The following is a 26149-nucleotide window of genomic DNA, read 5'->3' as shown; positions in this document are numbered from 1 at the left end:
CGATTTGTCCGGCGGCAGTACGCCCGGTACTCAGCGGCACAACGGATGTATTTCAGGTATTGAAACCGATTTTCTTATAAATCGGTTGTAAATGCAGATGCAATCCGGCGGACGGTTACATAAACAGATACATACGCTTTCTCTGCTCGTATTCGGCGTTTTGAGCGGTATGGGCCTGTTTACCGGCTGCTCAGATCGGCTTTCGGCCGTTTTTCAGCACGGAACGGTCGTGAGCGCAGATTCCGCGTACGGGTACGCCGATGAATCGGGAATGCTGACCGTAACGCAGATCGCTTCTTTGCGGAAAGAAAACGCGCTGCCACCGGCGTTCTCCGAGCGGGGTGTGCCTGATTGCGGCGGTTCGTATTGGCTTGCAGCGGACTTGCCCGACGCGGCTGTCTGCACGGAGCCGCTCGTCGTTTATTTGGGACCGGGAATCGTGGCGCGTGCGGATTTATACGCATATCGCCGTTCGCCGGATTCCGCGTCGGCGCAGTTAGTCCTGCTCGATTCCGCCGGATATCGTGCGGCAAACGATGAAAAACGTATCGTATCATGGCGAACCGTGCTGGAAATTCCTCCGGAATTTTCGGGCGGTACGGTTTTTGTTCGTATCGAACGCGGCGGGCCCTTTGCCGTATTTTGGGATTTTTATCCGGTAAGCGTTTTTTACGCGCGGATGTCGGTACTTTTATCGCTGCAATTGCTGCTGTTGGGCGGCATGTGCGCGGCCGCCGCCGGATTTGCGTTTTTTTTCTTTGTGAAAAGGGAAAAACTGTTTTCGTATCTGTGTCTGTTCAGCGTCTTTTCCGCGCTGTATCAATGTGCGGAAAAAGGATTCGGCGCCGCTTATCTATGGAACGTTTTTGCGGATACCCGTTTTTTTGCGCGTATCGGATTCGTTTTTCTGGCAGCTGCCTTTTTTTCGGTACAGGCAATTTTTATCCGTACCGCCCTCGGACATTATTCGGAACACCGCGGCCGTCCGGCTCGGCGACGCTTCGTCTTTTTTTGCGTATGTACGGTTTGCGTCGCCGTATCGTACCTGCTGCCTGCGGACATGAAAATTCCGTATGTCGCCGCCGGGCTGATTGCGAGTGTGTGTTTTGCGTACGCTGTGTACGGCGTGCTGAAAAAAATCGGCTGCCGCCGCGCCGTTTCCGCGGCGCTTTGTTTTTATCCGATCGCACTGTTCGTGTTCCGTTCGTACTGCGTGTGTCTGCCGGCCGGCTTGTACACCCTGCCGTTCAGAGCAGCCGCTGCGGTCGATTTTTATTTCGGCTACGACGCGGTGTTCGTTTTGACCGCGGTGATCGGTTGTTGCGCCGTCCGTCCGCAGCTTGAAGCGCAGCGATTTCGCCTCATACATTCGCAGCTGGCTCCAATTTTGACCGGAGTTGCACGGGACCTGATGACGCCGATTACGCTGCTGCGGAATATGCTCGGCGACGCCGGCTATATGCCGGAAACGATTGCGTCGTTCGTCCGGATTTTTGCGGACGGCTGTACGAGAATGGCCGACGCCGCGTTTTTGGCAAAGACGCTGGACGAGCAGGAGCGCAGTGTTGCCGTCATGCGGAAAAACTGTGTTCCGGTTGCGTTCGTACCGCTTTTTAAAAACATTTCCGACAGTTTTATGCCGTATTTGGAACTGCACGGCAAACGCTTGGAATTTTCCGCGGATTGCCGAGACCGGGCAGCCGTATATGCGTTTCCGCTGTTTCTGAAAACGGTCTGCTATAACATATTCAATACGGCGGTAACATACGGCGCTGAAAACGCCCCCGTTCGGGTGGAGCTGAATTGGGATCCCGATACGGAAAACCTCGTATATCGTGTGCACGTTACGAGCGGTGTGCCGGTTCCGCCGCAGCCTTTTTACGAACAAGTGCTGAACGTCGGACAGGGCTTCGTTTCCCGTATCTGCGCGCTTTACGGCGGCGTTTTTTCGACAGACTGCCGGCCGGAATCGGGAAACGGAACGTCTCCCCGTTATACCCGCTATACCGCGGTTTTTACGGCGTCCCTTTTCTTGCAGACTTGCGCCGCCGGCGTTTTTGCGGAGCGGGGCGATTCCTGTGTTTCCGGTTTTTCTTGCGATTCTGCGGAATTCGGGCCGTTTTGTCCGCCGGGCGGTACGGTTCAGCCGGCCGCCGCGCTGCTGCCGGTTCTGCATAAAAGTACCGTTTTATTGGTTACTGATGATGTTGCGCTGCTTCGGCTGCTGTCCGGCCTGTTCGCCGACAGCGCTCGCGTGGTTACCGCAGGGCACGGACAAAGCGCGCTTGAAGTAATGCAGAAAACCGTACCCGATATCGTTATAGCGGATATGCAGTTGCCCGTTATGAGCGGCGGTACGTTGTACCGCCTGTGCCGTGGCAGCAGTCAATTGAGTCACATTCCGTTTCTTATGATGTGCGAAGGATCCGATTCGCGCGCGCGGCACGAACTGCTTGCGGACGGCGTACTCGATTTTGTCGTAAAACCGATTGAGCCGGACGAATTGTTTCTGAAAGCCTGCGCCGTTTTATCGGTATGCGCCGGCGTGCGTAAAAAATATGCGCAGACTGTTTTGCAGCTGGTTACGGAAGCGGCGGAAACGAACGCCTGTGCTGAACGATCTCCGTTCGGCGGCGACTTCAGACCGGAAATGGCGCCGCAGCAGACGGCGCGCACCGCGTTATATGCAAAACGGAATCTGTCTCCCCGTGAAATCGAAATCGGAGAACTTCTGTACGATAATTACAGCAACAAGCAGATTGCGGAGCGTTTGGGTATAGCGGTAAGCACCGTTGCGACGCATATTCAGCATATTTATGAAAAATGCAGCGTTCGGAACCGTAACGAATGGATACGGTTCATGACCGGAATGTAACGCGGAACGGCGTCCGGAATCGTGCGCGCGCCGTCGCCGGAACCGCCGGCTTTTGCGTGTGCTGTCGCCGTTTCGGGACGCTTTCCGATAAATGCGGCTTCTTGCCCATCCGGCCGTTTTCGGCTACAATTCAACGGAGAATGGAGGTTCGTCATGATTTCTGCGGGTATTATCGGCGCCACCGGATACGCAGGGGTAGAGCTGGTTAGGCTTTTGCTTCAGCATCCGGACGTAAAGGCTTTGTACATCAGTTCCGTCAGTTTTGAAGGTCAGCTTATTACTGATATTTATCCCAATTTATACGGTTTGTGCGCGTCAAAAAACGGTGCGGTTTGCGGAAAAACGACCGGCGTGCTGGGAACTGCGGATGAAGTGGTCGAGGCGTCGGACGTCGTGTTCACGGCGCTGCCGCACGGTATCGCCGAGCAATACGCCGACCGCTGTGTCAAAACGGGCAAAAAACTGATAGATTTGTCCGCCGATTTCCGCTTTGATGAAGACGAAGCGACTTTTACGCAATGGTATAAAAAAGAATGGGAATATCCCGCCGTTCACGCGGAGTCCGTATACGGACTTCCCGAAATGAACCGGGAACGGATACGCTGTGCGCGTATCATCGGCAATCCCGGCTGTTACGTTACGTCCGCAACGCTCGCACTGCTTCCCGCACTGAAAGCCGGTATCATCGAAACTGATCCGATTATCGTAGACAGCAAAAGCGGCGTTACCGGAGCCGGGCGCACTGCGTCCATGACGAATCATTTCTGCGAATGCGGTGAATCCGCGGCCGCGTACGCCGTCGGCGCGCACCGGCATCAGCCGGAAATCGCGCACAATTGCGCAAAAGCTGCCGGAAAACCGTGCGGCGTCGTTTTTACGCCGCATCTGCTGCCGATGAGCCGCGGCATTATCAGTACGGTGTACGCGCCGTTGGTGCGGGAACTCGACACCGAACGTATCCGCTCGATGTACGCCGATTTTTATACGGACGAACCGTTCGTTCGCGTTCTTCCGGCCGGAAAAAATCCGACGACTAAAAACGTCCGCGGCTCGAATTACTGCGACGTGCAGGTATACGCCGTGCACGGCGGAAAAATGCTGCAGATCGTGTCCGTGCTGGACAATATGCTGAAAGGCGCGTCCGGCCAGGCCGTCCAGAACATGAACTTGCTGTACGGTTTTGCCGAAACGGCGGGAATCGATATGGTTCCCGCCGCATTCTAGCGATCAGCGAATGAGAATCCGCCCCGCAGCAGGCTGAATTGCCCGCCGCGGGCCGGAAACGTTTTCCTGTCGGCGGAAACGGTCTTTCTGTCGGAGAAAACGTCTTTCTGCTGCCGGTTATTTTTTAACCGATGCGGAAAAGCCCAAATCGTCAAGCTCCTGTACGGCCGTCCGGACGCAGTTATCGCACCCGTCGATGGAGACCGTTTTATCTTCGAGCGATACCCGATACGTAAGACCGGCGTCGTCGAGCGCCTTGCTGATTCTGGCAACGCACTTCGCGCAGTGCATGTCGGGAACTTGTAACGTAACCATGAAAACCTCCTGTAATACCTTATAATTTTTTACGCAGGCCGCCGTGTTTCTGGCGGCGTCATTTCATCAGTTTCTGCAGCGTTTTTACCAGTTCATCTACCGTTTCGGTTTTTCCGGAACGGATATCGTCGGCAACGCACGTTTTGATATGGTTGCCGAGCAGTTCACGGCTGAACGCGTTCAGTGCCGATTGCGCGGCGGAAACTTGTGTCAGAATATCCACGCAGTAACTGTCGTTTTCCACCATTCCGCGGATTCCCCTGATCTGGCCTTCAATACGGCTGAGCCGATGGATCAGATCCGTAAATTCCGCCGTATCGCGGTGTTTTTTACGGCAGGTGCAGCATTCTTTCGTACATTCCGTTGCGTTTTCCATCAGTGTGATCCTTTCCTTATAATTTTTTTGTTTTCAGCCTGAGTGCGTTCGTAACGACGCATACGGAACTGACGGACATGGCGAATCCCGCAATCATGGGGGTCAGCAGCGTTCCGGTGAACGGATACAGCGCGCCCGCAGCGATCGGAATACCGACGACGTTGTATAAAAACGCCCAGAACAGATTCTGTTTTATGGTTCGCAGCGTAAGCCGGCTCAGTTTTACCGCTTTCGCTGCGTCCCGTAAGTCGCCTTTCATTAAAACGATACTGCCGGCGTCCACCGCTATGTCGCTTCCGCCGCCGACGGCTATTCCGCAGTCGGCCTGTACGAGCGCGGGCGCGTCGTTGATGCCGTCTCCGACCATCATGACCCGTTCACCCGCGCGCTGCAAATTTTTTACGGCCTCGGCCTTTTCCTGCGGCAGCACTTCCGCCTTGACCGTGTCCGCTCCGATTTGCTTCGCGATATGTTCCGCTGCGTTTTTATTGTCGCCGGTGAGCAGGTGTACTGAAATTCCGGCGTTTTTCAGCATCCGAACCGCTTCGATACTGGTTTCCCTGACGGTATCCGAAATGCCGATCAGACCCTGCAGCGCCGCCTGTCCGTAAGATTTTCCGCCGCTGTCTATCCGTTCGGAAGCGACGTACGTAATCGTGTGCCCCTGTTTGGTAAGCGATTCGGCTTTCGTTTCCGTTTCCGCCGGAACGCCGATCGATTCTTCGTCCATAAAGCGGCGGTTTCCCGCATAGATGAAGTACTGACTGCCTTTCAGTTCGGCGCGGGCAACGATTCCCTTGCCGGGAATGTTTTTGAACGAAATCACTTTACCGCCGGCCGTAGCCGCATCCCCGGTGCCCGTTCCGTTTGTAGCCGCATCGTCCGGGCTGCGTGCGGCTTTTTCCGCTGCGATAATCGCACGGGCCAGCGGGTGTTCGGAGCCCGATTCGGCCAGCGCCGCGTACGCAAGCACGTGCCGTTCGTTCACTCCCTTTTCGCTCAGCACCGCGGTTACTTTCGGTTTTCCCTCCGTGACGGTTCCGGTTTTGTCGAGCACGGCGGCCGTGATTTTTCCGGTCGTTTCCAGCGCTTCACCGTTGCGGATGAGTATCCCGTTCGCCGCACCCAGACCGGTTCCGACCATTATGGCTGCCGGCGTTGCGAGTCCCAGCGCGCACGGGCACGCGATGACCAGCACCGACGTTACGATGCGCAGCACGAACGCCGCGTCCATTCCGGCGGCGAACCAGGCGATTCCCGCTGCGCAGGCGATTCCCATAACGGTGGGAACGAACACGCCCGAAATCCGATCCGCGATTTTGGCGATCGGTGCTTTTTTGCCCTGCGCGTCTTCCATGCAGCGGATTATTTGGGAAAGCGTCGAGTCCGCGCCGGTTTTGGTAACGGTTACGTGCAGCATACCGTTCAAGTTCATGCTGCCTCCGGTAACCGTGCCGCCTTTCGCTTTGTCCACGGGAAGACTTTCACCGGTAAGCATCGATTCGTCGACGGAACTGGAACCTTCGGAAACGGTGCCGTCTGCGGGAATGCGTGAGCCCGGTTTTACCAGTATGACGTCTCCGGGTTTCAGAGAATCGGTCGCCACTTCGGTAACCGTGTCGTTCCGGACGAGCAGCGCCGTATCCGGGGCAAGTTTCATCAGTGCGGTGATTGCGTCTTTCGTTTTCGCTGTGCTCCGCGACTCAAGATATTTGCCGGTCATAATGAACGTCAGCACGACTGCCGCCGATTCGTAGTACAGGTGATGAACGTGCGCCGGATTAGCCGAAATAAGGAACGTCAGCACCAGACTGTACGCGAACGAACAGGCGCTGCCGAGCGCTACCAGCGAGTTCATGTTCGGATTCCGGTGGAGCAGGGCCGAAAAACCGTTTACGAAAAAATGTTTGCCCCACACCAGTACGGGGATCGTGAGCAGCAGCTGCAGCACTGCAAAATTGACCGGATTGGCGTGCATGTCGAACAATGCCGGAAGCGGTACGGGATGCGGCAGCATGGAACCCATCGACACGTACAGCAGTAATCCGGTGAATATCCAGGAACCGGTGAGCCGCACGATCTGCGGCGTGTCGGCTGTACGTTTTTTTTCAGCCGGTTTTTTTTGCCGGTTTGCCGGTTCGCATGAAAATCCGGCTTTCGTTACTTTGCCGATTATGAGTTCCGGCGTTACCTTTTCATCGTCGTACCGGATAAGCAGTTTGCCTGTCGTCAGATTTACGTCGCTCCGTACGACTCCGTCGAGTTTTCGGGTGACCCGTTCCACCGCGCTGCTGCACGCCGCGCACGACATCCCTCCGATAGTATAAAATTCTTCTTTTATCATGGTTCTGTAACTCCTGTCTACGGGCGGGATCCGCCGCCGATCCCTTCCGTATCAAATATATACCTGTAGGGGGTATATTGTCAATTTTTTTTGCTTTTTTTACGGAAAAATAAATTTTTTGTAACTATCCGCCGCAAGTGCGGTTTATACAGTGATTGCAAGAGCAACAACAATCACCGCAGTTTCTTCAGAAATCTGCAGACGCACACACTGTGATTTCTGGTTTTCTGCATCCTCCTCTCCTTTCGGAGGTCCGGTAAAGTTTTTATCGGGCCTCCTTTTTCATTTTTTCTGTAAAGTCGCTCCGTTTTTCCGCCGAAAAATAAATGAAGGATTAGACCGTTTTATATCCGATTCGTACCGCCGTGCGTTCACGCGGAGTGCCGGATGCGGATATCTTTTAGGGAGCTTCGTATGACTAAAGAAACAGCCGCGAACGATTTATACGCCGTCCTCGTGTCTCAAAACGAATTGCTGGACACGATGCTTGCGACGCAAAAAAACATACGCACTGCGGTAACCGGTAAAGTGTGGACCGACTTGGAATCGTTTTTATATAAAATGAACGAACTTTCAGAAGATTTTGCCGAATTGGAAAGTACCCGCGGCAATTTATGCCGCACGCTGTGTTCCTCCGCAGAAACGGATGCGGTTCCCGATATGTATCAGGTCGTCTGTCTGATTTCGGGCAATCTGCGTACTCCCGTTCTGGATCTGTTCCATCAAGTTCGCCGCAAGCTGGCCGAGTCAAAAATAGAAAACGACGCGCTCAACGATTATATCCGGATCACGAAAGATTTTCTGCAGGGTGTGTTCGATTCGGTCATACCGCAGCGCCGCAATACGGTATATTCCCGTTCCGGTACCGTCGTTAAACCGGTTCCGGAAAGTCTCGTCTTGAATACGATTTTATAGGAGATACATATGGCGTCTTCGTTTGCAGGAATTGAAATGGGAAAACGCAGTCTGATGGCGCAAAGTCAGTCTATCAGCACCGCAGGTCATAATATTTCCAACGCCAGTACGGAAGGCTATTCGCGTCAGCGCGTTCAGCTGCGCCAGTTCGACCCCATTTACCGCCCCGATCTGAGCCGTGCCGAAACCGCAGGGCAAATCGGGCAGGGGGTGACCGCCGAAAGCATTTCGCGCGTACGGGACGAGCTGCTCGACTCGCGGATTACCGCACAGTCGAATCAGGAATCCTACTGGAGCACGCGTGAAAAATATTACGTTATGCTCGAACAGATATACAACGAACCGAACGACGTTTCCATTCGCTCGAATATGGATATGTTCTGGCAATCTTGGCAGGAACTTTCCTTGTATCCCGAATCTCAGGCCGCACGCCAATCGATCGTAACGCGCGCCGGTTCGTTGACCAACTCGATTCAGCAGCGTTTCAACAGTTTGTCCGGTATCGGTACCTTGCTGAACGGCGATATCGAAGCGACCGTGGATCAGGTCAACGATTATGCCCGGCAAATCGCCGCACTGAACTCCGAAATAGTCCGTTCGCGCGCGATGGGCGACAATCCGAACGATCTGCTCGATCGGCGCGATTTGATGGTGGATAAGTTGTCTTCACTGGTAAACATTACCACGGATCAGCGCGATCCAGACGAATTCATGGTGCATATCGACGGCCGCGTGCTGGTTCAGGGAAACAGCGCCCGCTCGTTCGACGTTATCCCGCTGACCGACAACGACGGCTACAGCAAAGTGGTCTGGAGCGATACGGGAAACGACGCCGCCATCTCCGGCGGTTCGCTGGGCGCGCTGATCGAATTACGCGATTCCGACGTTCGCTCCGAATTGCAGAATCTGAACACCATGACGATGAATTTTGCCGATTTGGTAAACGACGTACACCGGAACGCGATCGGTGCGAACGGTACGACCGGGCTCGACTTTTTTACGCAGCAGCCGTTCGTAACGAATACTGCCGGTAATTACGACCGCAACGGCGACGGGGAAGCGGACACGTCGTATATCTTCCGCATCAGCGGAACCAACGCGCTCGATCCGCAGGAACAGATCGGCCTGCGCGGTTCCATAACGCTGTCCGGCAAGACGGGAACCGTTTCCGTTCCGTATTATCCGACGGATACCGTCGAGGCGGTCGTAAGCCGCATAAACGATTCCGACGGTGAAGTCAAAGCCTATCTCGACCGGAACGGCAATCTGGTGCTGAAAGCAACGACCGCTCAAGCTCAGGAAAATCCGGATTTCGTCATTCGGCACGTTGAAGATTCAAGTCATTTTCTTGCCGGATACGCGGGTATTCTGCAGGGATCCGGGCCCGAAAACGCATACGATTTTGCCCGCCCGGACTCGGTGGACGTTTTGAACGGTGCCGGAACCGGCGGCGGTGCGCAGTACGCGGTTTCTCCGGTGCTGAACCCTTCCGCGTATATAGCGGTTAATCCCGCAATTACCGGCGACGTATTGTCCGTTGCGTCTTCTTTTCCCGGAGCGTCCGGGTACGGTGAAAACGGCGACGGCCGTGCGGCTTCCGCAATAGCGGCTATCCGCAATTCAAACGTCATGATCGGCCGGTATCGGACGCTGGACGATTATTTTGCCGAATCGGTGACGAACGTCGCGCTGAAAGGCGAGCAGGCGGAAATAAACATGCTCAGCCAGAATTCAATTCTGGCCGATCTGCGTACGCTGCGCGATTCGATTTCCGGCGTAAACGTTGATGAAGAACTTGCTGATATTATCAAATTCCAGCATGGATATAACGCGGCGGCAAAATTCATTACCGTTATGGACGAGCTGCTGGATACGGTGATAAACCGGCTCGGCGTATGACCGGCGCAGTGATGAGGTAGAAAGATGAGAAGAGTCAGTTCCGCTATGACGAACAGCGACGTGCAGGGAAATCTGCGCATACAGGAATCGCGACTGAACAAGGCGAACAATCAGATGGGCAGCCAGCAGCGGCTCCAGTCGCTGCGTGAAGATCCGCTGGCTGCAGGACATTTGGTTCGGTATCAGTCGTATTTGGGGCGCGTGCAGACGTTTGAAAAGAACGCCCAAACGCTGACCGACCGTTTTTCCCTTACGGAAGGATACATGAATCAGTCGCTCGACGTCATGCACCGTATCCGCGAACTTGCCGTTACCGGTGCAACCGGTACGAACACTCCCGACGATCTTAAAAATATGGCGTCTGAAGTGGACGAATTGCTGAAAGAACTCGTGCAGAACGCGAACGCGACGGGACCCGACGGCACGTCGCTTTTCGCGGGAACCCGCACGAACCGGACTGCGTTCGATATCGAAATGGGCGCCGTTCCCGGTTCCGCGGAACCGAAAATTGCGGCAGTCCGCTATAACGGCAATATCGACGGCAATAAAATCGAAGTGGACGAACGCGCGTATCTTGAAGTTGAATCGGCCGGCAACAAAGTGTTCTGGTCCGAACCGCAGCGCCTGTTCGGCAGCCGCGACGCGTCTTCGTACCGTGCGGGCGCAGACAGCGTGATTTCCGTTGACGGAAAGCAGATACAAGTGGCTGCGGGCGACAACGTGTACGCGCTTGCAGCAAAGATAAACGTTTCCGGAGCGGCAGTCCGCGCGTCCGTAGATCCGGTTACCCGCGGCCTTAACCTGCAGACAACCGATTCGCGCCAGCTGTGGCTTGAAGACGCGTCCGGTTCCGTGCTGAACGACTTGGGACTGATCAAAGATGCCTCCCAGCGCCCGCCGTACAATCTGGGCGACAGTACGCGGCTCTCCGGCGGTTCGCTTTTCGACAGCGTGATCGCGCTGCGCGACGCGATGCTTTCAGGCGATCAGGAAACGATCGGCGGCCGGGTTCTCGGCAGTCTCGACGGTGCGGTGAACAATCTGGTAACGCGTCTCGCCCAATCGGGTGCGCAATATGAACGCGCCGTGCAGAATATCACCCGCAATTCCGCTACCGCACTGAACGTAACGTCGCAAATTTCGCGCGAAGGCGATCTTGATTTTACGAAAGCCGTTACCGACATGAAAATGCTCGAATACGTTCATCAGGCAACGTTGAGCACGGCCGGTAAAATGTATTCAAATACGCTGCTCAATTATATGAAATAGGATTTGATATGGAAGTAGAAACAAAAGCGCAGGGCACCGTGTGCGTCGACGAATCACAGAATCTCTCGTTTCCGGCGGGGTTATTCGGATTCGAGTCTTATACGGAATTCGTCTTGTTTGAATCGGAATACAAACCGTTTTTCTGGCTGCAGTCGGTACAGGATAAATCGCTGGCTTTTTTGGTCGTCGACCCGTTTCTGATTTGCAGCGAGTACGAGCTGGACGTTGACGATAAAACGCTTGCCGAAATCGGCGTAAAATCTCCGTCCGACGTATTCGTTCTGGCGATCGTTACGGTTCCACCGAACGGCACTCCGGTAACGGTAAACCTGCAGGGCCCGCTCATCGTCAATAAGCGGAATAAGAATTGCCTGCAAGTCATTTTGTCGGATCCGCAGTGGGGAACGAAACACGATATCCTTGCCGAAATGAAAAAACGGGGGAATTTATGCTGATTCTCTCCCGTAAAGTTACCGAAAAGATAAAAATAGGCGATGAAATCACCGTTACGATTATGGAAATCCGCGGCGATCAAGTTAAAATCGGCGTGGAAGCGCCCAAAAACGTAAAAGTGTTCAGGCAGGAGATTTTCAACGCGATTCAGGATGAAAACCGTGCCGCGGTTTCACCGGCAAATCTGGGCGTTCTTTCCAATCTGTTTACGAAATGAAAAAAACGCCGACCATCAGTGAGTGATCGGCGTTTTCTTATAGGGAGTACCGGTTGGCGCTGCAGCCGGTTGTCATTACAGCCGGCCGGATCTTATTCTCCGTCAGCCGTGATTCCGTGGCGTTTCTGCTGGAATTTTTTGAGCATGGCGACGCCGTTCCGCTTTCCGTTGTAGACGAAACCGCCGTTCCAATATTCAAGCGCTGCAAACAATGCGTTTCCGCCGTCCTGATCGTCGCTCCGTTTGGTACGGAACGAAACGAAATTCGACAACTCTTCAAAATTCTGATTATGCAGGCATTCAAGTCTTCTGCGGTTGAAGTCGTTCCACTTTTCAAGGTCTTTAAAGCCTTCACCTTCGTCTTCAACGATAATGTGTGCGTGAGTGGGGCTGAAAGAATACCAGACACGAACTTTTTTGTTGATATCGCAGTTGTTTCCGTGTTTTACGGCATTCTTGATAACTTCGCTGATCTGCTGCTCAAGCAGGTTTATTTCCTTTATTTCCAACGGTGCGGATTGAACTATCAGCAGCGTAAAATAACGAATCTGTCTGAAATCCGAGGGAAATTCTTTATACAGCATATTCGTTTTATCGAATAACGCATCATTGTCGCCTGAACGTAATTCTTTTATCTGTTCCATTTGGCTCTTCCTTTATGCAATATTCTTTGAGTATTAATCATTAAGCATAAGCAACGCTTCTTCCACGCTGTTCGCAATCGGAAAATATCCCATAAGTTTCGTCAATTCGATAACCTTTTTAACGGAACCGTGGATATTGGAAATCGCCAGCTTCAAATTCATCTTCTTGATTGTCGAGCAGATGAATATGAGCGCGCCGATTCCGGACGAGTCGATATAATCGACTTGTTCCAGATTAATTACAAAGCTTTTGACGTTTTTCTCCAACATTTTCATAACGAGTTCTTTCAACTTGTACGAATTGTACAAATCCATTTCACCGTTTACGTCAACGATATAAATCTCACCGTTTTTCCGTATTTTAAGTTCCATAGTAGCTCCCTTTCCTACTGAATTTTAATGACCAGTAAGGTTTGATCATCGTGCTGGTGTCCAGCCCCGCTGAATTTTTTAACATCTGCCTTTACTATATCGGCAATTTCTTTCCCTGACAACTGATGATTTTTAGCAATCAATGCCATTAATTTTTCTTTTGAATACTGTATACCCCTTGCATCGGGCGTTTCAACCAGCCCGTCAGTATATGTTACAACAATATCTCCAGAATGTACACTATATTCTTTATCGTCATAAACGGTCGTTTTCTCAACTCCGATCGGTTCGCTTACGGCCGATATCTGTTTAATGGAATCCGTTTCAGCGCTGTACAGCAGCACCGGGGTAGTTCCCGCGGTTGCCAGCTGTATTTTTTGAACCGTACTGTCGTAATTGATGAGCGCCAGACTCGCAAAATGATCGATGTTGCTTTCACCGGCAATGCCGCGATTCGCCCAGCCGAGAATGGTTCCCGCACTCTGCGCCGTATTCACGATGAGCCGCAGCATGGCGCGGATCATGACCATGACGATGAGCGAATTCATTCCCTTACCCGCGACGTCCGTCAAAATGAACGAGATTCGGTCTTTCCGTGCGGGAACGATGTCGTAATAGTCGCCGCAGACGCCTTCCGCCGTATTATAATAGCAACCGAGCGCCAGGCCGGGAATGGCGGGCAGCAGTTTCGGGTGCAACGTGTTCTGCAGGCGGCAGGCTATGTCCGATTCTTTGGTGAGTTCCGAGTGTTCGACGATTTCCTGAAACGAATAGACGTTTTTGACCGCAGTACTCGCAAAATCGGTGAGTATCGCCGCCGCGGTAAAATCCCGTTCGGTAAACGGTTCCACCGCGTATTTGCGTGCAAGCGCCGCCACGCCGATGACCGTATCGCGTATTTTCAGCGGTACGAAAATATAGCTGCCGCATTTGAGGAAATCTTCCGGTTCATTCTGATAAATTCTGTCGTCGGCGAGCGGTTCGGTGATCAGTTCCGCTTTTCCGCTGCGGGCGACTTCGCCGAATATCGTTTCACTGAGCGGAAACTGCGCGAAGCGGAAATTCGTTTCGACGCGGACGATTTTGTGCGGAATGTCGTCCGACAGTTTGTACGGCGGCGGAAAATTACCCTGAAACGTCTTGACGGCGAGCACGTCGTCAAAATCGTCTATCAGCAGGATCGCACCCCCGTCGGCTTTTACTTCACGGATGAGCGTCGTATTGATATAATCAAGCAGTCCGTTAAGTCCCGATTCCTCCGAAAACGCGTCCGCGGCGTGGATCATGAAATCACGGCAGACTTCGATCAGATCGGCCGGAACGGTATCTTCGCCGTCGCTCTGATCTTCTTCCGCATCGCCGTCGGAGATTTCGCATTCCGGTTCTTCAGCCGGTTCCGGCGCTTCGCGCTTTCCGTTCAGCAGCGGCAGCACCGCCGGAACGAGCAGGCCCGCCGAGAGCGCCGCGGCGGCGGCGAACACGGTAAGTCCGGGATTGAGTATCGCGTATATCGAACCGGCGCATAAAATTACGGCCGATGCGATATGAAAAACGCCGACGGATCCGTTTCCCCTGCGCTTCGTGATCGAGAAGAAAACTGCAAGCAAAAAGGAAAAAACGGCCGTAAGTAAAAGCGGAACGTATGCGAAACTGTCACTGGTTATGAACACAGGTTACTCCCGAAACTAATCTATTTTACCATTCTAACATCGAAAAGTTTTACCGTCAAGGATTTCTAGGAGTTTCGCGTTTTTTTTAACCGGGATATCATATTTCTGAAAAATCCGGTACCGAATTTTTTGGTAAAATCTTCGGCTGCTTGATCGAGACTGAAATCGTTTCCGAACTTTTTTTTCAGTTCGTCCCAATATTTTATGATCCACACGTACATGTCGCTCGGCGTCCGGTGTCTGAATTTGCGCAGGATATGCCGTTTTTTTACGATGGAAATGACGGGCAGATACACCGTTTCGTACCAGGACTGAATGGCGTCGGTCATGGATATTTCTTCCGTTTTGTTCTGGTTGATATAGTATTTATGGATCAGTATGTGGTGATAGATGACGTCGTACTGTCCGGTTGCCGAAAAATCGAGATTCCAGCAGTCGGTAATGTCGCCGAAGTTCGTTTCCGCATAAAACACCCGTTTTTCATACTGGATAACCTGCTTGATCATCTGTTTCTGCGTGGCGCCGGGTTTCAGTTTGATTTCACTTTGCAGGCTGACGACTTCCGCGTCGATGTTTTCAATGCCGCGCGTTTTGGCAACGGATACGCGGTGGTTGCCGTCCCGCACGAAGTACACGCCGCCCAGTTCGTATAAGGTGATCGGGGGCAGAATGACGTCCTGCAGATGCGCCAGATCGATATTCGCCCAGCGGTTTTTCAGATGCAGGCTTTTCGGAAAAAAATGATTGTCGAAGTCGTTGTACCGGCCTTCGCTGCCGACGATAAGGCTGACCGGAACGGTCTGCATACCCTGATAGACTTCACCGGTCGGTTTGAGCATTTTTTTTATATCCGTGAGAGACAGCAGATTCGTTTCTTCCGGATTCAGAAAATGCTGAATTTCATTGAACAGCGCTTTGTTGCGGGCTTTTGAAAAATCTTCTTCCGTTTGAACTCGCTGATAGTTTTTCATTCCATCTCCAAGGGAAAATCAAGGATATAATGACTGTATGCGTTTATGATCGTCGTCCCGGCATATTCGGAAACGCGCGGTTCCTGTAAATCGTATAAATGAATATGTCCGTGGATCATGTACGTCGGTTTGAATTTTTTGAGAAACCAACGGTAACAGGCGAATCCTTTATGACACGGATCTTCTTTATCGTGAATGTGCCGGGGAGGGGAATGTGTCAGAAAGATGTCGAGGTATCTGCCGTACCGCAGCTTGTTCAGCAACAGCCGCGGAATCATTCGTATCAGCTGCCGTTTCATGGCGCGGTCGGAATACTGGCACAGCCCTTTGTTGTATTTTATCGAACCGGACGCGCCGGCCAGCAGCAGCGGATTTTTTTGGTCCGGTTCGTGGTATTTAAGCACTTTAAAGCCTGCGTATACGGCGCCGTGACTTCTGCTCATATCGTATTCCCGCACGGGGGCGAGTCTGACCGAATGTCCTTTCTGCGTCGCACAGTCACCCGAATGATATAAGTAAAAGTCGGACAGATTGTGGTTTCCGAACACGAAATACGTGGGAACGTTGAGCGTGGAAACGATAAAATCTATATATTCCATCGGTAAATCACCTGCGCACAGAACCGCGTCTATATCCGAAAATCGTTGCTTTGCGGAATTGCTGTATACGATAGGATCTATTTGGTCCGAGACGCAGAGGATTTTCATGTCAGACTCCGGCTTTCGTGAGAATCGCTTCGAGTTTTTCTTTTCCGACCAGCTCGACGGGTCTGTTTTCTGCAAAAACCATCGCAGGGCGGGTGAATCCCGAACTGGTGAAAATGATCGCTTTCGTGTAATTCTGTTTTTTCGCTTCTTCGACGATCTGGCGTACGGCGGAATCTTCAATGGGTTCCGGTTCGCGGTAAAACAGCAGGTAGTACAGCTGCTGGCGCACGTTCATCCAGTTGTCGTTTTTCGCTTCCGTTGCAATCATTTTACAGCCGTATTTTGCAGGTTCCGCTTTCTGAACGGTCAGATTGAAGCCGGCGAGGGCCGCTTTTTTGCACAGTTCGATAAACATATCCGCCGAACAGGTCAGATATTCTTTCATATGATCGTTCGTTTGCAGATCGCTGTATTCGGCCAATTTTGCGGCCGTGTCCAGAAAATTATGATTTTTGGCGTAGATCTTTTCCCACTGCGTGATGGCCGCGTCGATCTTACGCAGTTTTTCATAGCACGCAGCCAGAAAATACCGGGAATACAGTGTTTCGGCGCTTGAATCGTTTTTGGACGCTTTCACTGCGCGATCGAATTCCACGAACGCTTTGTCTATATTGTCGACCGCCATAAAGCACGAACCTCGTTCGAGCAGCGCGCGTTGTTTGTATTCGGGATCGCGGAGCGCTTTTTCAAACGCGTTGACGGCTCCCGGATAGTCTTTGTTTTCTTTCAGGATTTTACCGAGGTAATAATAAATGGAAAACATGTCTGAATTTATGCCGAGCGCCGTGTCGAATGCTTTCTTCGCTTCAGTATAGAGTTTTGCGCGATAGAGCATCAGACCGAGCGCGGCGTGCGCTTTGACGAACCGTTTGTTCAAATTGATCGCCTGCTGATAAAATCCGCGCGCCTGATCGGAACGGCCGCGCTGCTCGAACAGTTTTCCGGCGTTGTAAAAGTTTTCCGCATTGCGCGGCTCAAGCTTGGTCAGCAGCAGAAATTCCTTGAGCGCTTCTTCGGGCTGATTGAATTTCAGGTACAGTTGGGATATCTGCCTGCGGAATTCAACTTCGGGCAATTCTTCGTCAAAGATTGCGTTCTGATTGACGATTTTGAATTCCATGAGCGCCAGTTCCGGTTTGTTGTCAGCCTGATACGCTTTTCCCAAAAAATAGTGCGCGTGGTAATCGCGGGGATTCTTTGCGATGATACTTTTAGCAAGTTTTACGGCGGATGACGTTTTTCCCTGCTTTATAAGTTTGTTGATCCCTTCGATCCGTTTGGGAACTACCGTTGACTTGATTACAAAATACGCAAGAAACCCTACTCCGACTGCCGACACCGCGATAATAATTATCTGAACAGCTGCCATTGGTACTCCGATACATATAATATGGAGGGCACTCAAAACGGCCGAGTTTTGAACGCCCAGCTTTACTCTATTGAAAGAGTAACTTTTTTATGCGAATATGTCAAATGGCTATCGTTTATCACGGAGGTTTTGATGAAACTGATAAAGTTTCCGCTTGCAGGATTTGTCCTTGCGTTTTGCGCGTCCGTTCTGTGCGCGGCTTCGTTCGATTCGGGATACGCGCTGTTTTCAACGAACCGGCCTGCCGAAGCGATTCCGTATTTTACCGCTGCGCTTGCCGAGCCGGACGTGCCGCCTTCCGTTTATATGTATTTGGGAATCGCGTTTTATCAGACCGGCCGGTATGCGGAGTCGCTTGAAACTTTTGAAAAAGGATTAGCCGCTTCGGGAACGGACAAACGGATTCTCGCGTTCAACGCCGGCAATACGGCGTTCGCGCTCAAAGATTACGCACGGGCGGACGAATTGTATTCGCTTGCCTGCGCCGCGGATCCTTCTTATGCGGCTCCCGTTCTGAATCGGGCGAATACGCGGATTTCGCTGAATAAACTTGAAGACGCGTTGAGCGATTACCGGACGTATCTGGCGCTGGATCCCTCGTCGGCGCAGCGGGAACCGGTGGAACGGATGATAGCGGCTATCGAGGGTGAATTGGCGCTCAAGGCGCAGGAAGCCGAACGGCTCGCGCAGGAAGCCGAGCGTCTGAAAGCAGAAGAAGCTCGGCTGGCAAAAGAAGCCGAACGGATCGCGGCGGAAAAAGCCGAAGCGCAGCGGCTGGAGGCCGAGCGGGCTGCTGCGGAAAAAGCCGCACGGGAAGCGCAGCTTGCCGCCGAGCAGGCTGCGGAAGCCGAACGCCGCCGGAAATTATTGGAAGAAGTTGCGGCTTCGCTTCAGGATACGGAAACGACGAACATGAACGCCGGTACAGAAGGAGTAATAGACTATGAGTACGAATCGGAACTTGACTGAACGGAACGACGGAACGGATACTGCGGTCAGTGCCGCGGATTCCGACGCGGCGGAAGTGAAAAACGCGAAAAAGAAAAGAAAACTCGCCGCCGTTATTGCCGGCATTGCGGCCGTTTTGATTGTCGGTGCGGGCGGAGTTGGCATATATACGCTCGTTTCTGCAAACCGGGGCGGCGGACGCGGAACCTCCGTGCAGGATTCCCAATCGGAAGCGGCGCTTGAACGTGAAAACACGCTGGCACTGGCAAAACGCTATATCGAGCGCGGCGAATACGATCGGGCGATGAATCTGCTCGATTCGCTTTTGATAAAAGACGCGCAGGATCGCGAAGCGCTCGATATCATCGATGAAGTTATTGCGCTCAAAGCGGGCGCTTCGTTGCAGGATTTTGAACGCTACAAGCAGGACTTGACGATAAATACCGACGGACTGAAAGAAGCGATGCAGTCTACGCTGGACGCAGCCGCCCAAAGCGCCGCCGCGATGAACGAACTGGTCAAACAACAGGCCGAGCAGGCCGCCGCTCAGCGTGAAGCGGAACGTAAAGCCGAAGAACAGAAGCAGGCGCAGCTTGCCCAAGAAACCGCGCAGCGCAAAGCCGAGGAAGCCAAACGGCAGGCAGAAGAAAAAGCACTTGCCGAAAAAAACGCCGCGCTGAAAGCGCAGATGGGCAAAGTTGAAGACGCCGTTTCATTGGGAAAAGCGCGGCTTTCGATCGGCGAATACGACGCGGCGCTCGATTATTTCAATCAGGCAAAAGACTTGCTGCCTTCCGGGCAGAAACTGTTCGCCGCCGACAATTTGTCCGGAATCGCCGAAGCGCTGAGCAGCGCGTCCGAATCGGTAACCGACGCCGCTTTGCAGAAGTCCCTGATGAAATCGGCGGCGGATTTTGCACAGGATGCACTGGCGTACAACGCGAAAGACGCGCCGTCCCATTACATTTTGGGCAAACAAGCATCCTCCGCCAAAGATTGGAACAAGGCGCTGTCCGAATATACGCAGGCGGTTCAGTCGGATGCCTCCAATTATTTATATTATTACGATTTGGGAAAAGTGCAGTACACGCTGAAAAAATACAGCGAAGCGCGCGCGTCGTTCGAGTCGGCCGCCCGCTCCAAACCGGATTTTCCGCAGGCACAATACAATTTGGGTATGACGCTGAAAGCGCTGGGCCGCCGCGACGATGCGATCGCCGCGTTCAGAAAAGCGGCCGCCATCAATCCGCTGTACGATAAAGCGTATCTTGAAATGGCGCGGCTTCTGACGCAGAAAAACGATACGAACGGAGCGGTCGTCGCCTATCGGGAAGTGCTGAAACTGGACGCTGCCAACGGCAACGCGCTGCGGGAATTGGCCGCCGTATACGCGTCCGCCGGAAACGATAAGGAAGCCGAATCGTATTTCAAAAAAGCACTCGCGCTTTCTCCCGAAGACGCGCTGACGAATTACAACGTGTCGACCGTCCTGTTCAATCAGGGTAAAACTGCCGAAGCCGTTTCATACGCAAAAAAAGCCTATGCCGGAAACGGAAAAAACGTTTCCATCGTCTATAATTACGCGCTGACGCTCGAAGCTTCCGGCGACGTTACCGGCGCGATTCCCGTGTATCGCGAAGCGCTCGCGCTGGATCCGAAACACGTGCGGTCTTTGATAAATTTGGGCGTTATTTTCCTTGATTCAGGTGATACGGAAACGGCGCTGTCGTTGCTGCAATCGGCCGCCGCGCTTGAGCCTTCCAATTTCGAGGCGAACAACAACCTTGCGAACGCGTATCTTGCGCAGAAAAAATATACCGACGCGGTAACGTATTTTCAGAAAGCGTTAAAACTCGACTCTAAAAACAATACGGTGCGCGCGAATCTTGCCGCCGCCTATGCGAGCGCCGAAGATTACACCAACGCGCAGACCGTGTATCTTGAAGTGGTTAAAGCGGATAATAAAAACTGGGACGCGTGCTTTGATTTGGCGAAGGTGTACACCGCGCTGCACGATACGGCCGGAGCCGAAAAATGGCTCGTGTATTTGCAGGAAAAAAATCCGACGTACCGGACTGCCGAAGTAGCCGCGTTGCTTGCAAGCTTAAAATAAAACAATGCCCGGCGGCGGCCGTAATCATCGTGCCGCCGTTCATCCGGCTTCGGCAACCGCGGTCATACGCCGCCGTGCGCGCTGCGTGCGTTTTACCGCTCAGGTGCGTTTTACCGCCGCAAACAGTTCTTCCCTGCTGATTTTTTTCCACAGCGGCCGTCCGTGCGGGCAGTGCGGATCACTCAGCGCGAGCGCCTGTTCGGCGAGCCGCTGCGCCGAATCCGCGTCGAGAACGTCGCCGTCCTTGACCGCCGCCCGGCAGGAACTGGTCGCCGCGAGCGAGGCGATAAGTTCGGCCGGTGCGATGCGTTCGGCAAGTAAATCCGCGGCGAGATCCCGTTCCGTGCCCTTCCATTGTATCGGTACTGCGCTGAATTCCCAGCGGCCGCCGCCGCAGTCGGCCGCTTCAAAGCCGGCTCGGTCGAGCTGTTCGCCGATAGAGTGCAAATATTCGTCTTCCCGTGCGTCGGCCGTTTCCACCACGTAGGGAACGAGCAGCGCCTGCTTGCGGCCCGCCTGCGCGATAAACGCGTTGTACAGGATCCGTTCGTGGGCGGCGTGTTGATCTATCAGATACAGGTTGCCGTCTTTTTCCGCTGCCAGAAAAACGCCGAGTGCGGTGCCGATATATCTGACGCCGGCCGCCGCTGTGTCGTGTCCGAATCCTGCTGCCGCGCCGTGTACGGTGCCGTCGTGCGGAAGTTCACACGATGGTTCGTGCGATGCAGTTCCGTATGTCGCCGCCGATCCGTCGCCGGGCAGGGCGTACGCCGGCTCGCTTTGCCGTACTTCCAATTCGCCGAAGCTGTCGCGGAAGAACCGGCGCCGGTTGTCCGATGCGCCGGACGGTGCCGCATCGCCCGAATGAGCGCCGTACTGCGGCGCAAAATCCGCCGCGGGCGCAGCGTTTTCGGCTGCCGCAGAGGCGGCGGAAAAATTTTTCACCGAACCGTCCGCGGGGACGGTTTCCGGCCGTGCTTCCAGTTCCGGCTGAATACGGCAATACGAGGCGGTCTGTGCCGCCAGATGCGCAACCGTATGACTTCTGAAAAAATCGCGGACGGTTGCACTTACGGCGCGGTGTACCGGCGCAATGTCTTTAAATCGCGCTTCCCGTTTTGCGGGATGAATGTTGAAATCGACCAGCGCCGGATCCATTTCAAGAAACAGCGCCGCTGCCGGATGCGTTCCGTTCGGAAAATATCCTTGCGCGCCGTATTCGATCGCCTGCATCAGCGAATATTCGTTGATGCGTCTGCCGTTTACGTAAATGAACAGCAGTTTTTTGTCCTGCCGCGATACGGCCGGTTCGCCGATGATGATCGTAAATTTCCAGTCGCAGCGGCGGCCGTCTGTGCGGCTCGGTGCGTCGTCTTCGCGGTTGGGTACGCTGTCTGAGGGGAGCGCGGAATTGTCCGCCGCGTTCGGTGCGTCGCCGGCAGCGGACAGCGCCGCCGAACCGTGCAGTTCGTAAAAAAGCGCGGGACTTTCCGGCAGATCGAGCGCCGCGGTAAAACGTTCGGCAAGCGTCTGCCCCTTGGGCAGGTCGAGCTTCCGTTTGCCGTCCTGTACGAAGTGAAACGAAATATCGGTCCGGGGCAGCGCTTTTTCAACGAACGTTTGGCGGCACATGAGCGCTTCCGCCGCGGGACGTTTCAAAAACATCCGGCGTGCGGGAAAATTTTCAAACAATGCTTCCGATTGAACCACGGTTCCGCGCGGCAGATCTGCGGGAGTTATCAGATGATCGCGGACGACGGACGCTTCAAGACGCCACGCGCTGCCTTCGCAGGCAGACGTTATGCGCAGTCTGCTCACCGCTGCAATGGAAGAAAGCGCTTCTCCGCGGAAGCCGAGCGTCGAAAGATTCATAAGATCCGTTTCGGACGTTATTTTACTCGTTGCGTGCGGCCGGGCGCAGTTTTCAAGGTCTTCTTTGGTCATTCCGCTGCCGTTATCCGCGACGCGGATACAGTCTATACCGCCGCCGGTTATTTCCGTGACGATAGAATCCGCACCCGAGTCCACCGCGTTGTCCAGCAATTCGCGGACGATTGCGTTCGGCCGGTCTATCACTTCGCCGGCAGCTATTTTACGCGCGACTTCGGGCGGCAGCGTTCTGACCGGTTTGCGTTCTCCCGTCATTCGCTCAGCTCCGAAAACAAATCAAGCTCCGGTTTGGAACTCGAAACGGCGGGGTCCGGCTGATTCATGAGAATCTGTATTTTCCCCTCAATCTTATCCAATTCTTTTTCCATCCCGCGGGCGAGGGTAATGCCTTCTTCAAAATATTTGAGCGCGTCTTCAAGCGTTACGTCGTTTTTCTTTATATCGTTGCCGAGCTGCTCGAGACGTTCAAGTTTTTCTTCAAAATTTTTCATCGGATACTCCTGTTTTCAGCTTGTAATTATTCCGCCCCGGTAACGCTGACCGTTATACGCCCCGAAGCGGGGATGATTTCGAGCGTTTGCCCGATCGCCGTATCCGCCGGAGAACGGACGACCGCTCCCGTGTGCGGATTGCGCACCATCGAATAACCGCGCGCGAGGATTGCAGACGGATTCGCGCCTTCGAGGTCCCGTACTGCGGCGGTGATCCGCCGCCGCAATTCGTCGCATTTGCACTGCATGTTGCCGAGCAGGGCTTCTTTCGCATCGTCGAAATCGGCGAGCAGCGGCTGTTCGATCGTTCTGAACCTGAGTTCAAGCGATTCGGGCGTGAACGAGCGCACCAGCAGCCGCATCCGCTCAAGCCTTGTTTCTACCGTATGATAAACGTCCCGTTTTATCCGGTCAATACCCGCGTACAAGTCGGTCAGCAGCGGCGTAACCAATTCCGCAGCGGCGGAAGGAGTCGGCGCTCGAACGTCGGCGGCAAAGTCGGACAGCGCCCAGTCTATTTCGTGACCGACGGCCGAAACGATCGGAATTTCCGACGCGGCCACCGCCCGTACGACGGATTCTTCGCTGAACGGCAAAAGGTCTTCCAACGAACCGCCGCCGCGCCCGACGATGAGCACGTCTGCCAGCCGGTAGGCGTTTGCCGTTTCGATCATTCGGACGATCGCCTGCGCCGCGTCGGAACCTTGCACCGCGCACGGCAGTACGGTAACCGACACTTTCGGGTTGCGCCGCCGGGTGATTTGCAAAATATCGCGGAGCGCGGCTCCGGTGGGGCTGGTTACGACGCCGATCGTCTGCGGAAAAAACGGCAGCGGCCGTTTCCGCCGGGAATCGAACAATCCTTCGGCTGCGAGTCTGCGTTTACGCTCTTCAAGCATTTGCAGAATGTTGCCGGTTCCGGCAAGTTCCATGGATTCGACGACGATTTGGTAATTTCCGCGCAGCGCGTATACCGAAATCGAACCTTTTACCCTGACCAGCGTTCCGTCCGCCGGCGCGAACGTCAGCGATTTCATTTTTCCCTTGAACATGACGGCGGAAATCGCCGCACCCGCGTCTTTGAGCGTAAAATACAAATGTCCGGTACTCGCCGGCCGGCAGTTCGATATTTCGCCTTCGATATGTACGAACGGAAACGAACCTTCAAGCATTTCCTTGATAATGCCGGTCAATTCGGAAACTGAAAACGTTTTGTCGCGGAACGTTTGTGCGAACAGTTGCGGAACGCTCATAGTGTGCCGCCTTTTTTTTCTTCTATAATAAACGCTTCGTACGGCGGAAGTTTTGCGTGCGTGCGGTGCGAGCGGTTCGGGCGGCCGGAACTTTCGCCGGTTTGCGGCACGTGCAACTGCGGCACGTGCAACTGCGGCACGTGCGGCTGCGATGCGTCCGGCGTATAATCAGTTCCGCTGACGGAACAAAGCGTTTTCGCGTTATGCATGGAACCGATGCGCGCTGCAAGTACCGCCGGAAGCCTGCGTCTTTTTTTACCGAAATTGAGAACTATCAGCGCGCGCCGCTTTGCGTCGGATTCTTCCGAAACCCGCTCGAACGCGAATACGCTGCCGCTTTCGTATAGCGGATTGAATTCGCCCGCCGTCAGTTCCGGCGTTTTTTTGCGCAGATTTATCAGTTTTTTATACCAATTCAGCACCGAATCGGGGTCGGCGCTTTCCGTTTCAACGTTGACGGTCGTTTTATTTGCGTTCACTTTGAGCCACGGCACGGTACGCCCGTTCGGCGAAAATCCCGCGTTTTCCGCCGCGCTCCACTGCATCGGCGTCCTCGCGTTGTCGCGGCCCGTTTGCCGGATCATCTTCCATCTGACGGCGGCGGGGAAGTGCAGCTTTTCCGTCAGTTTCCAGATATTGTGCGATTCGATGTCGCGGATATCGCTCATCGACGTAAAATCGCCGTTTTCCATGCCGAGTTCCTGCCCTTCGTATACGAACGGCGTTCCGCGGAGCGTGAACAGCAGTACCGCGAGCAGTTTCGCCGATTCCGTGCGGTAGCGGGCGCTGCCGAAACGTGAAACGGAACGCGGCTGATCGTGATTTTCAAAGTACAATGCGTTCCATTCTAGTTCCCGCTGCCATTTTATCAGCGTCCGCATGAACGCTTTCGGTCTGAACGGCGTTTTGAACCATTTGTTGTGTATCTGATCGCATTCCATATGTTCAAACGAGAACACCATGTCGAGCTCAAGCGGCGAGCCGTTCCCGTCCGTCCGGCACAGATCGCGCGCCTGTTTGGGCGTTACCAGTACCGTTTCACCGACGGTGAAGCAGTCGTATTCGGACAGCACGTCGCGGCGCAGTTCGGCAAGAATCTCGTGGCAGCCGCGCTGCGAATGATAGTGTTCGCAGCCGGTGAGCGCAATCCGTTTTTTACCGTCGGCGAGGGACGTTTTAAAAATGAGATTTATCACGTCGCATCTGAATCCGCCGATTCCCAAATCAAGCCAAAATCGCATGATATCTTTGACCGCCGCGATAACGTCCGGATTGTGAAAGTTCAGATCGGGCTGTTTTTTTGAAAACAGATGCAGATAATATTCGTCCGTGTGCGCGTCGTATTCCCACGCCGGACCGGTAAAAAATCCGGTCCAGTTGTTCGGCGGCAGTTTTTCGCCGTGTTTGCCGGTTTTTCCCGGACGCCAGATGTAATACTGCCGGTACGGATTGCGCACGCTTTTCCGGCTTTCGGTAAACCACGGATGCTCGTCCGACGTGTGGTTGATGACCAAATCCATTATGATCTTGATACCGCGTTTTTCCGCTTCGGAAACGAGCCGCTTCATGTCGTCCATCGTGCCGAATTCACTTTGAATGTCCCGATAACCGCTGATATCGTACCCGTTGTCGTCGTTGGGCGAGCGGTATACCGGAGAAAGCCAGAGAATGCCGACGCCGAGCGCGGCGAGATAGTCGAGCTTTGAAATGATGCCCGGTATGTCGCCGACACCGTCGTCGTCGGAATCGCAAAAACTCCGCGGATAAATCTGATATACTACGCGTTCTTTCCACCACGGTATCTGGATATTCATGGATTTTATTATATCACATA

General features: G+C 53.7%; 22 protein-coding genes. 9 read left to right on the top strand and 13 right to left on the bottom strand.

Features of this window, described 5'->3' with window-relative positions; genetic code table 11:
* Positions 1–91: 91 nt before the first annotated feature.
* Complete coding sequence (locus TREBR_RS09625; protein WP_013758986.1) at positions 92–2875, top strand: response regulator; 2784 nt, start codon at positions 92–94, stop codon at positions 2873–2875.
* A 153-nt stretch (positions 2876–3028) separates the two neighbouring features.
* Positions 3029–4099 carry an N-acetyl-gamma-glutamyl-phosphate reductase gene (argC, locus tag TREBR_RS09620; RefSeq protein WP_013758985.1) on the top strand — a complete coding sequence of 357 codons (1071 nt, stop codon included), beginning with the start codon at positions 3029–3031 and terminating at the stop codon, positions 4097–4099.
* 117 nt (positions 4100–4216) lie between these two features.
* On the opposite strand, the gene TREBR_RS09615 is transcribed toward argC, so the two are convergent.
* From TREBR_RS09615 to TREBR_RS09605, 3 genes are read right to left on the bottom strand one after another with little or no spacing between them, the layout of a single operon-like run.
* Positions 4217–4414 carry a heavy-metal-associated domain-containing protein gene (locus tag TREBR_RS09615; protein WP_013758984.1) on the bottom strand — a complete coding sequence of 66 codons (198 nt, stop codon included), beginning with the start codon at positions 4412–4414 and terminating at the stop codon, positions 4217–4219.
* A gap of 58 nt (positions 4415–4472) precedes the next feature.
* Positions 4473–4790 (bottom strand): metal-sensing transcriptional repressor, encoded by a 318-nt coding sequence (locus tag TREBR_RS09610; RefSeq protein WP_013758983.1) that lies wholly within the window; start codon positions 4788–4790, stop codon positions 4473–4475.
* Positions 4791–4806: 16 nt separating this feature from the next.
* Entirely contained in the window at positions 4807–7134 is a 2328-nt protein-coding gene (locus TREBR_RS09605) for a heavy metal translocating P-type ATPase (RefSeq protein WP_013758982.1), read from the bottom strand.
* A 414-nt stretch (positions 7135–7548) separates the two neighbouring features.
* On the opposite strand from TREBR_RS09605, the gene TREBR_RS09600 reads away from it, so the two are divergent.
* Genes TREBR_RS09600 through csrA form a run of 5 tightly spaced genes read left to right on the top strand, consistent with a single transcriptional unit; the run spans position 7549 to position 11887 of the window.
* The gene (locus TREBR_RS09600) at positions 7549–8049 is read left to right on the top strand and encodes a hypothetical protein (RefSeq protein ID WP_013758981.1); all 501 of its coding nucleotides are present in this window, start codon (positions 7549–7551) and stop codon (positions 8047–8049) included.
* 9 nt (positions 8050–8058) lie between these two features.
* Complete coding sequence (gene flgK, locus TREBR_RS09595; protein ID WP_013758980.1) at positions 8059–9948, top strand: flagellar hook-associated protein FlgK; 1890 nt, start codon at positions 8059–8061, stop codon at positions 9946–9948.
* 24 nt (positions 9949–9972) lie between these two features.
* A complete protein-coding gene (locus TREBR_RS09590; protein ID WP_013758979.1) occupies positions 9973–11217 on the top strand; it encodes a flagellar hook-associated protein 3 in 1245 nt (414 codons plus the stop codon).
* An 8-nt stretch (positions 11218–11225) separates the two neighbouring features.
* Positions 11226–11672, top strand: coding sequence for a flagellar assembly protein FliW (fliW, locus tag TREBR_RS09585; protein WP_013758978.1), 447 nt, complete (start codon positions 11226–11228; stop codon positions 11670–11672).
* Positions 11666–11887 carry a carbon storage regulator CsrA gene (gene csrA / locus TREBR_RS09580; protein ID WP_013758977.1) on the top strand — a complete coding sequence of 74 codons (222 nt, stop codon included), beginning with the start codon at positions 11666–11668 and terminating at the stop codon, positions 11885–11887. Before fliW ends, csrA begins: the two co-directional genes overlap by 7 nt.
* A gap of 92 nt (positions 11888–11979) precedes the next feature.
* On the opposite strand, the gene TREBR_RS09575 is transcribed toward csrA, so the two are convergent.
* The 6 genes from TREBR_RS09575 to TREBR_RS09550 all read right to left on the bottom strand — a co-directional run bounded on the left by TREBR_RS09575 (position 11980) and on the right by TREBR_RS09550 (position 17620).
* Complete coding sequence (locus tag TREBR_RS09575; RefSeq protein WP_013758976.1) at positions 11980–12531, bottom strand: ATP-binding protein; 552 nt, start codon at positions 12529–12531, stop codon at positions 11980–11982.
* A gap of 33 nt (positions 12532–12564) precedes the next feature.
* The gene (locus TREBR_RS09570) at positions 12565–12903 is read right to left on the bottom strand and encodes an anti-sigma factor antagonist (RefSeq protein WP_013758975.1); all 339 of its coding nucleotides are present in this window, start codon (positions 12901–12903) and stop codon (positions 12565–12567) included.
* Between the two features lie 14 nt (positions 12904–12917).
* Entirely contained in the window at positions 12918–14573 is a 1656-nt protein-coding gene (locus tag TREBR_RS09565) for a PP2C family protein-serine/threonine phosphatase (protein WP_013758974.1), read from the bottom strand.
* Between the two features lie 65 nt (positions 14574–14638).
* Positions 14639–15544 (bottom strand): transcriptional regulator, encoded by a 906-nt coding sequence (locus TREBR_RS09560; RefSeq protein WP_013758973.1) that lies wholly within the window; start codon positions 15542–15544, stop codon positions 14639–14641.
* On the bottom strand, positions 15541–16251 hold the full coding sequence (locus TREBR_RS09555; protein ID WP_013758972.1) for a metallophosphoesterase: 711 nt from the start codon (positions 16249–16251) through the stop codon (positions 15541–15543). The genes TREBR_RS09560 and TREBR_RS09555 overlap by 4 nt, the downstream gene beginning before the upstream one ends.
* Position 16252: 1 nt before the next feature.
* A complete protein-coding gene (locus TREBR_RS09550) occupies positions 16253–17620 on the bottom strand; it encodes a tetratricopeptide repeat protein (protein WP_013758971.1) in 1368 nt (455 codons plus the stop codon).
* Positions 17621–17752: 132 nt separating this feature from the next.
* Between TREBR_RS09550 and TREBR_RS09545 the strand changes: the two genes are divergently transcribed.
* Entirely contained in the window at positions 17753–18589 is an 837-nt protein-coding gene (locus tag TREBR_RS09545) for a tetratricopeptide repeat protein (RefSeq protein ID WP_013758970.1), read from the top strand.
* Positions 18564–20681, top strand: coding sequence for a tetratricopeptide repeat protein (locus TREBR_RS09540; RefSeq protein WP_013758969.1), 2118 nt, complete (start codon positions 18564–18566; stop codon positions 20679–20681). Before TREBR_RS09545 ends, TREBR_RS09540 begins: the two co-directional genes overlap by 26 nt.
* A gap of 99 nt (positions 20682–20780) precedes the next feature.
* On the opposite strand, the gene mutL is transcribed toward TREBR_RS09540, so the two are convergent.
* From mutL to TREBR_RS09520, 4 genes are read right to left on the bottom strand one after another with little or no spacing between them, the layout of a single operon-like run.
* Positions 20781–22826 (bottom strand): DNA mismatch repair endonuclease MutL, encoded by a 2046-nt coding sequence (mutL, locus tag TREBR_RS09535; protein ID WP_013758968.1) that lies wholly within the window; start codon positions 22824–22826, stop codon positions 20781–20783.
* Positions 22823–23062 (bottom strand): exodeoxyribonuclease VII small subunit, encoded by a 240-nt coding sequence (gene xseB / locus TREBR_RS09530; RefSeq protein WP_013758967.1) that lies wholly within the window; start codon positions 23060–23062, stop codon positions 22823–22825. The genes mutL and xseB overlap by 4 nt, the downstream gene beginning before the upstream one ends.
* A gap of 26 nt (positions 23063–23088) precedes the next feature.
* Entirely contained in the window at positions 23089–24315 is a 1227-nt protein-coding gene (gene xseA / locus TREBR_RS09525; RefSeq protein WP_013758966.1) for an exodeoxyribonuclease VII large subunit, read from the bottom strand.
* On the bottom strand, positions 24312–26129 hold the full coding sequence (locus TREBR_RS09520; protein ID WP_013758965.1) for an alpha-glucosidase: 1818 nt from the start codon (positions 26127–26129) through the stop codon (positions 24312–24314). The genes xseA and TREBR_RS09520 overlap by 4 nt, the downstream gene beginning before the upstream one ends.
* Positions 26130–26149 lie beyond the last annotated feature (20 nt).

It is taken from the genome of Treponema brennaborense DSM 12168 (assembly GCF_000212415.1).
Lineage (GTDB): Bacteria > Spirochaetota > Spirochaetia > Treponematales > Treponemataceae > Treponema_F > Treponema_F brennaborense.
This window is presented reverse-complemented; position numbering and strand designations above follow the sequence as displayed.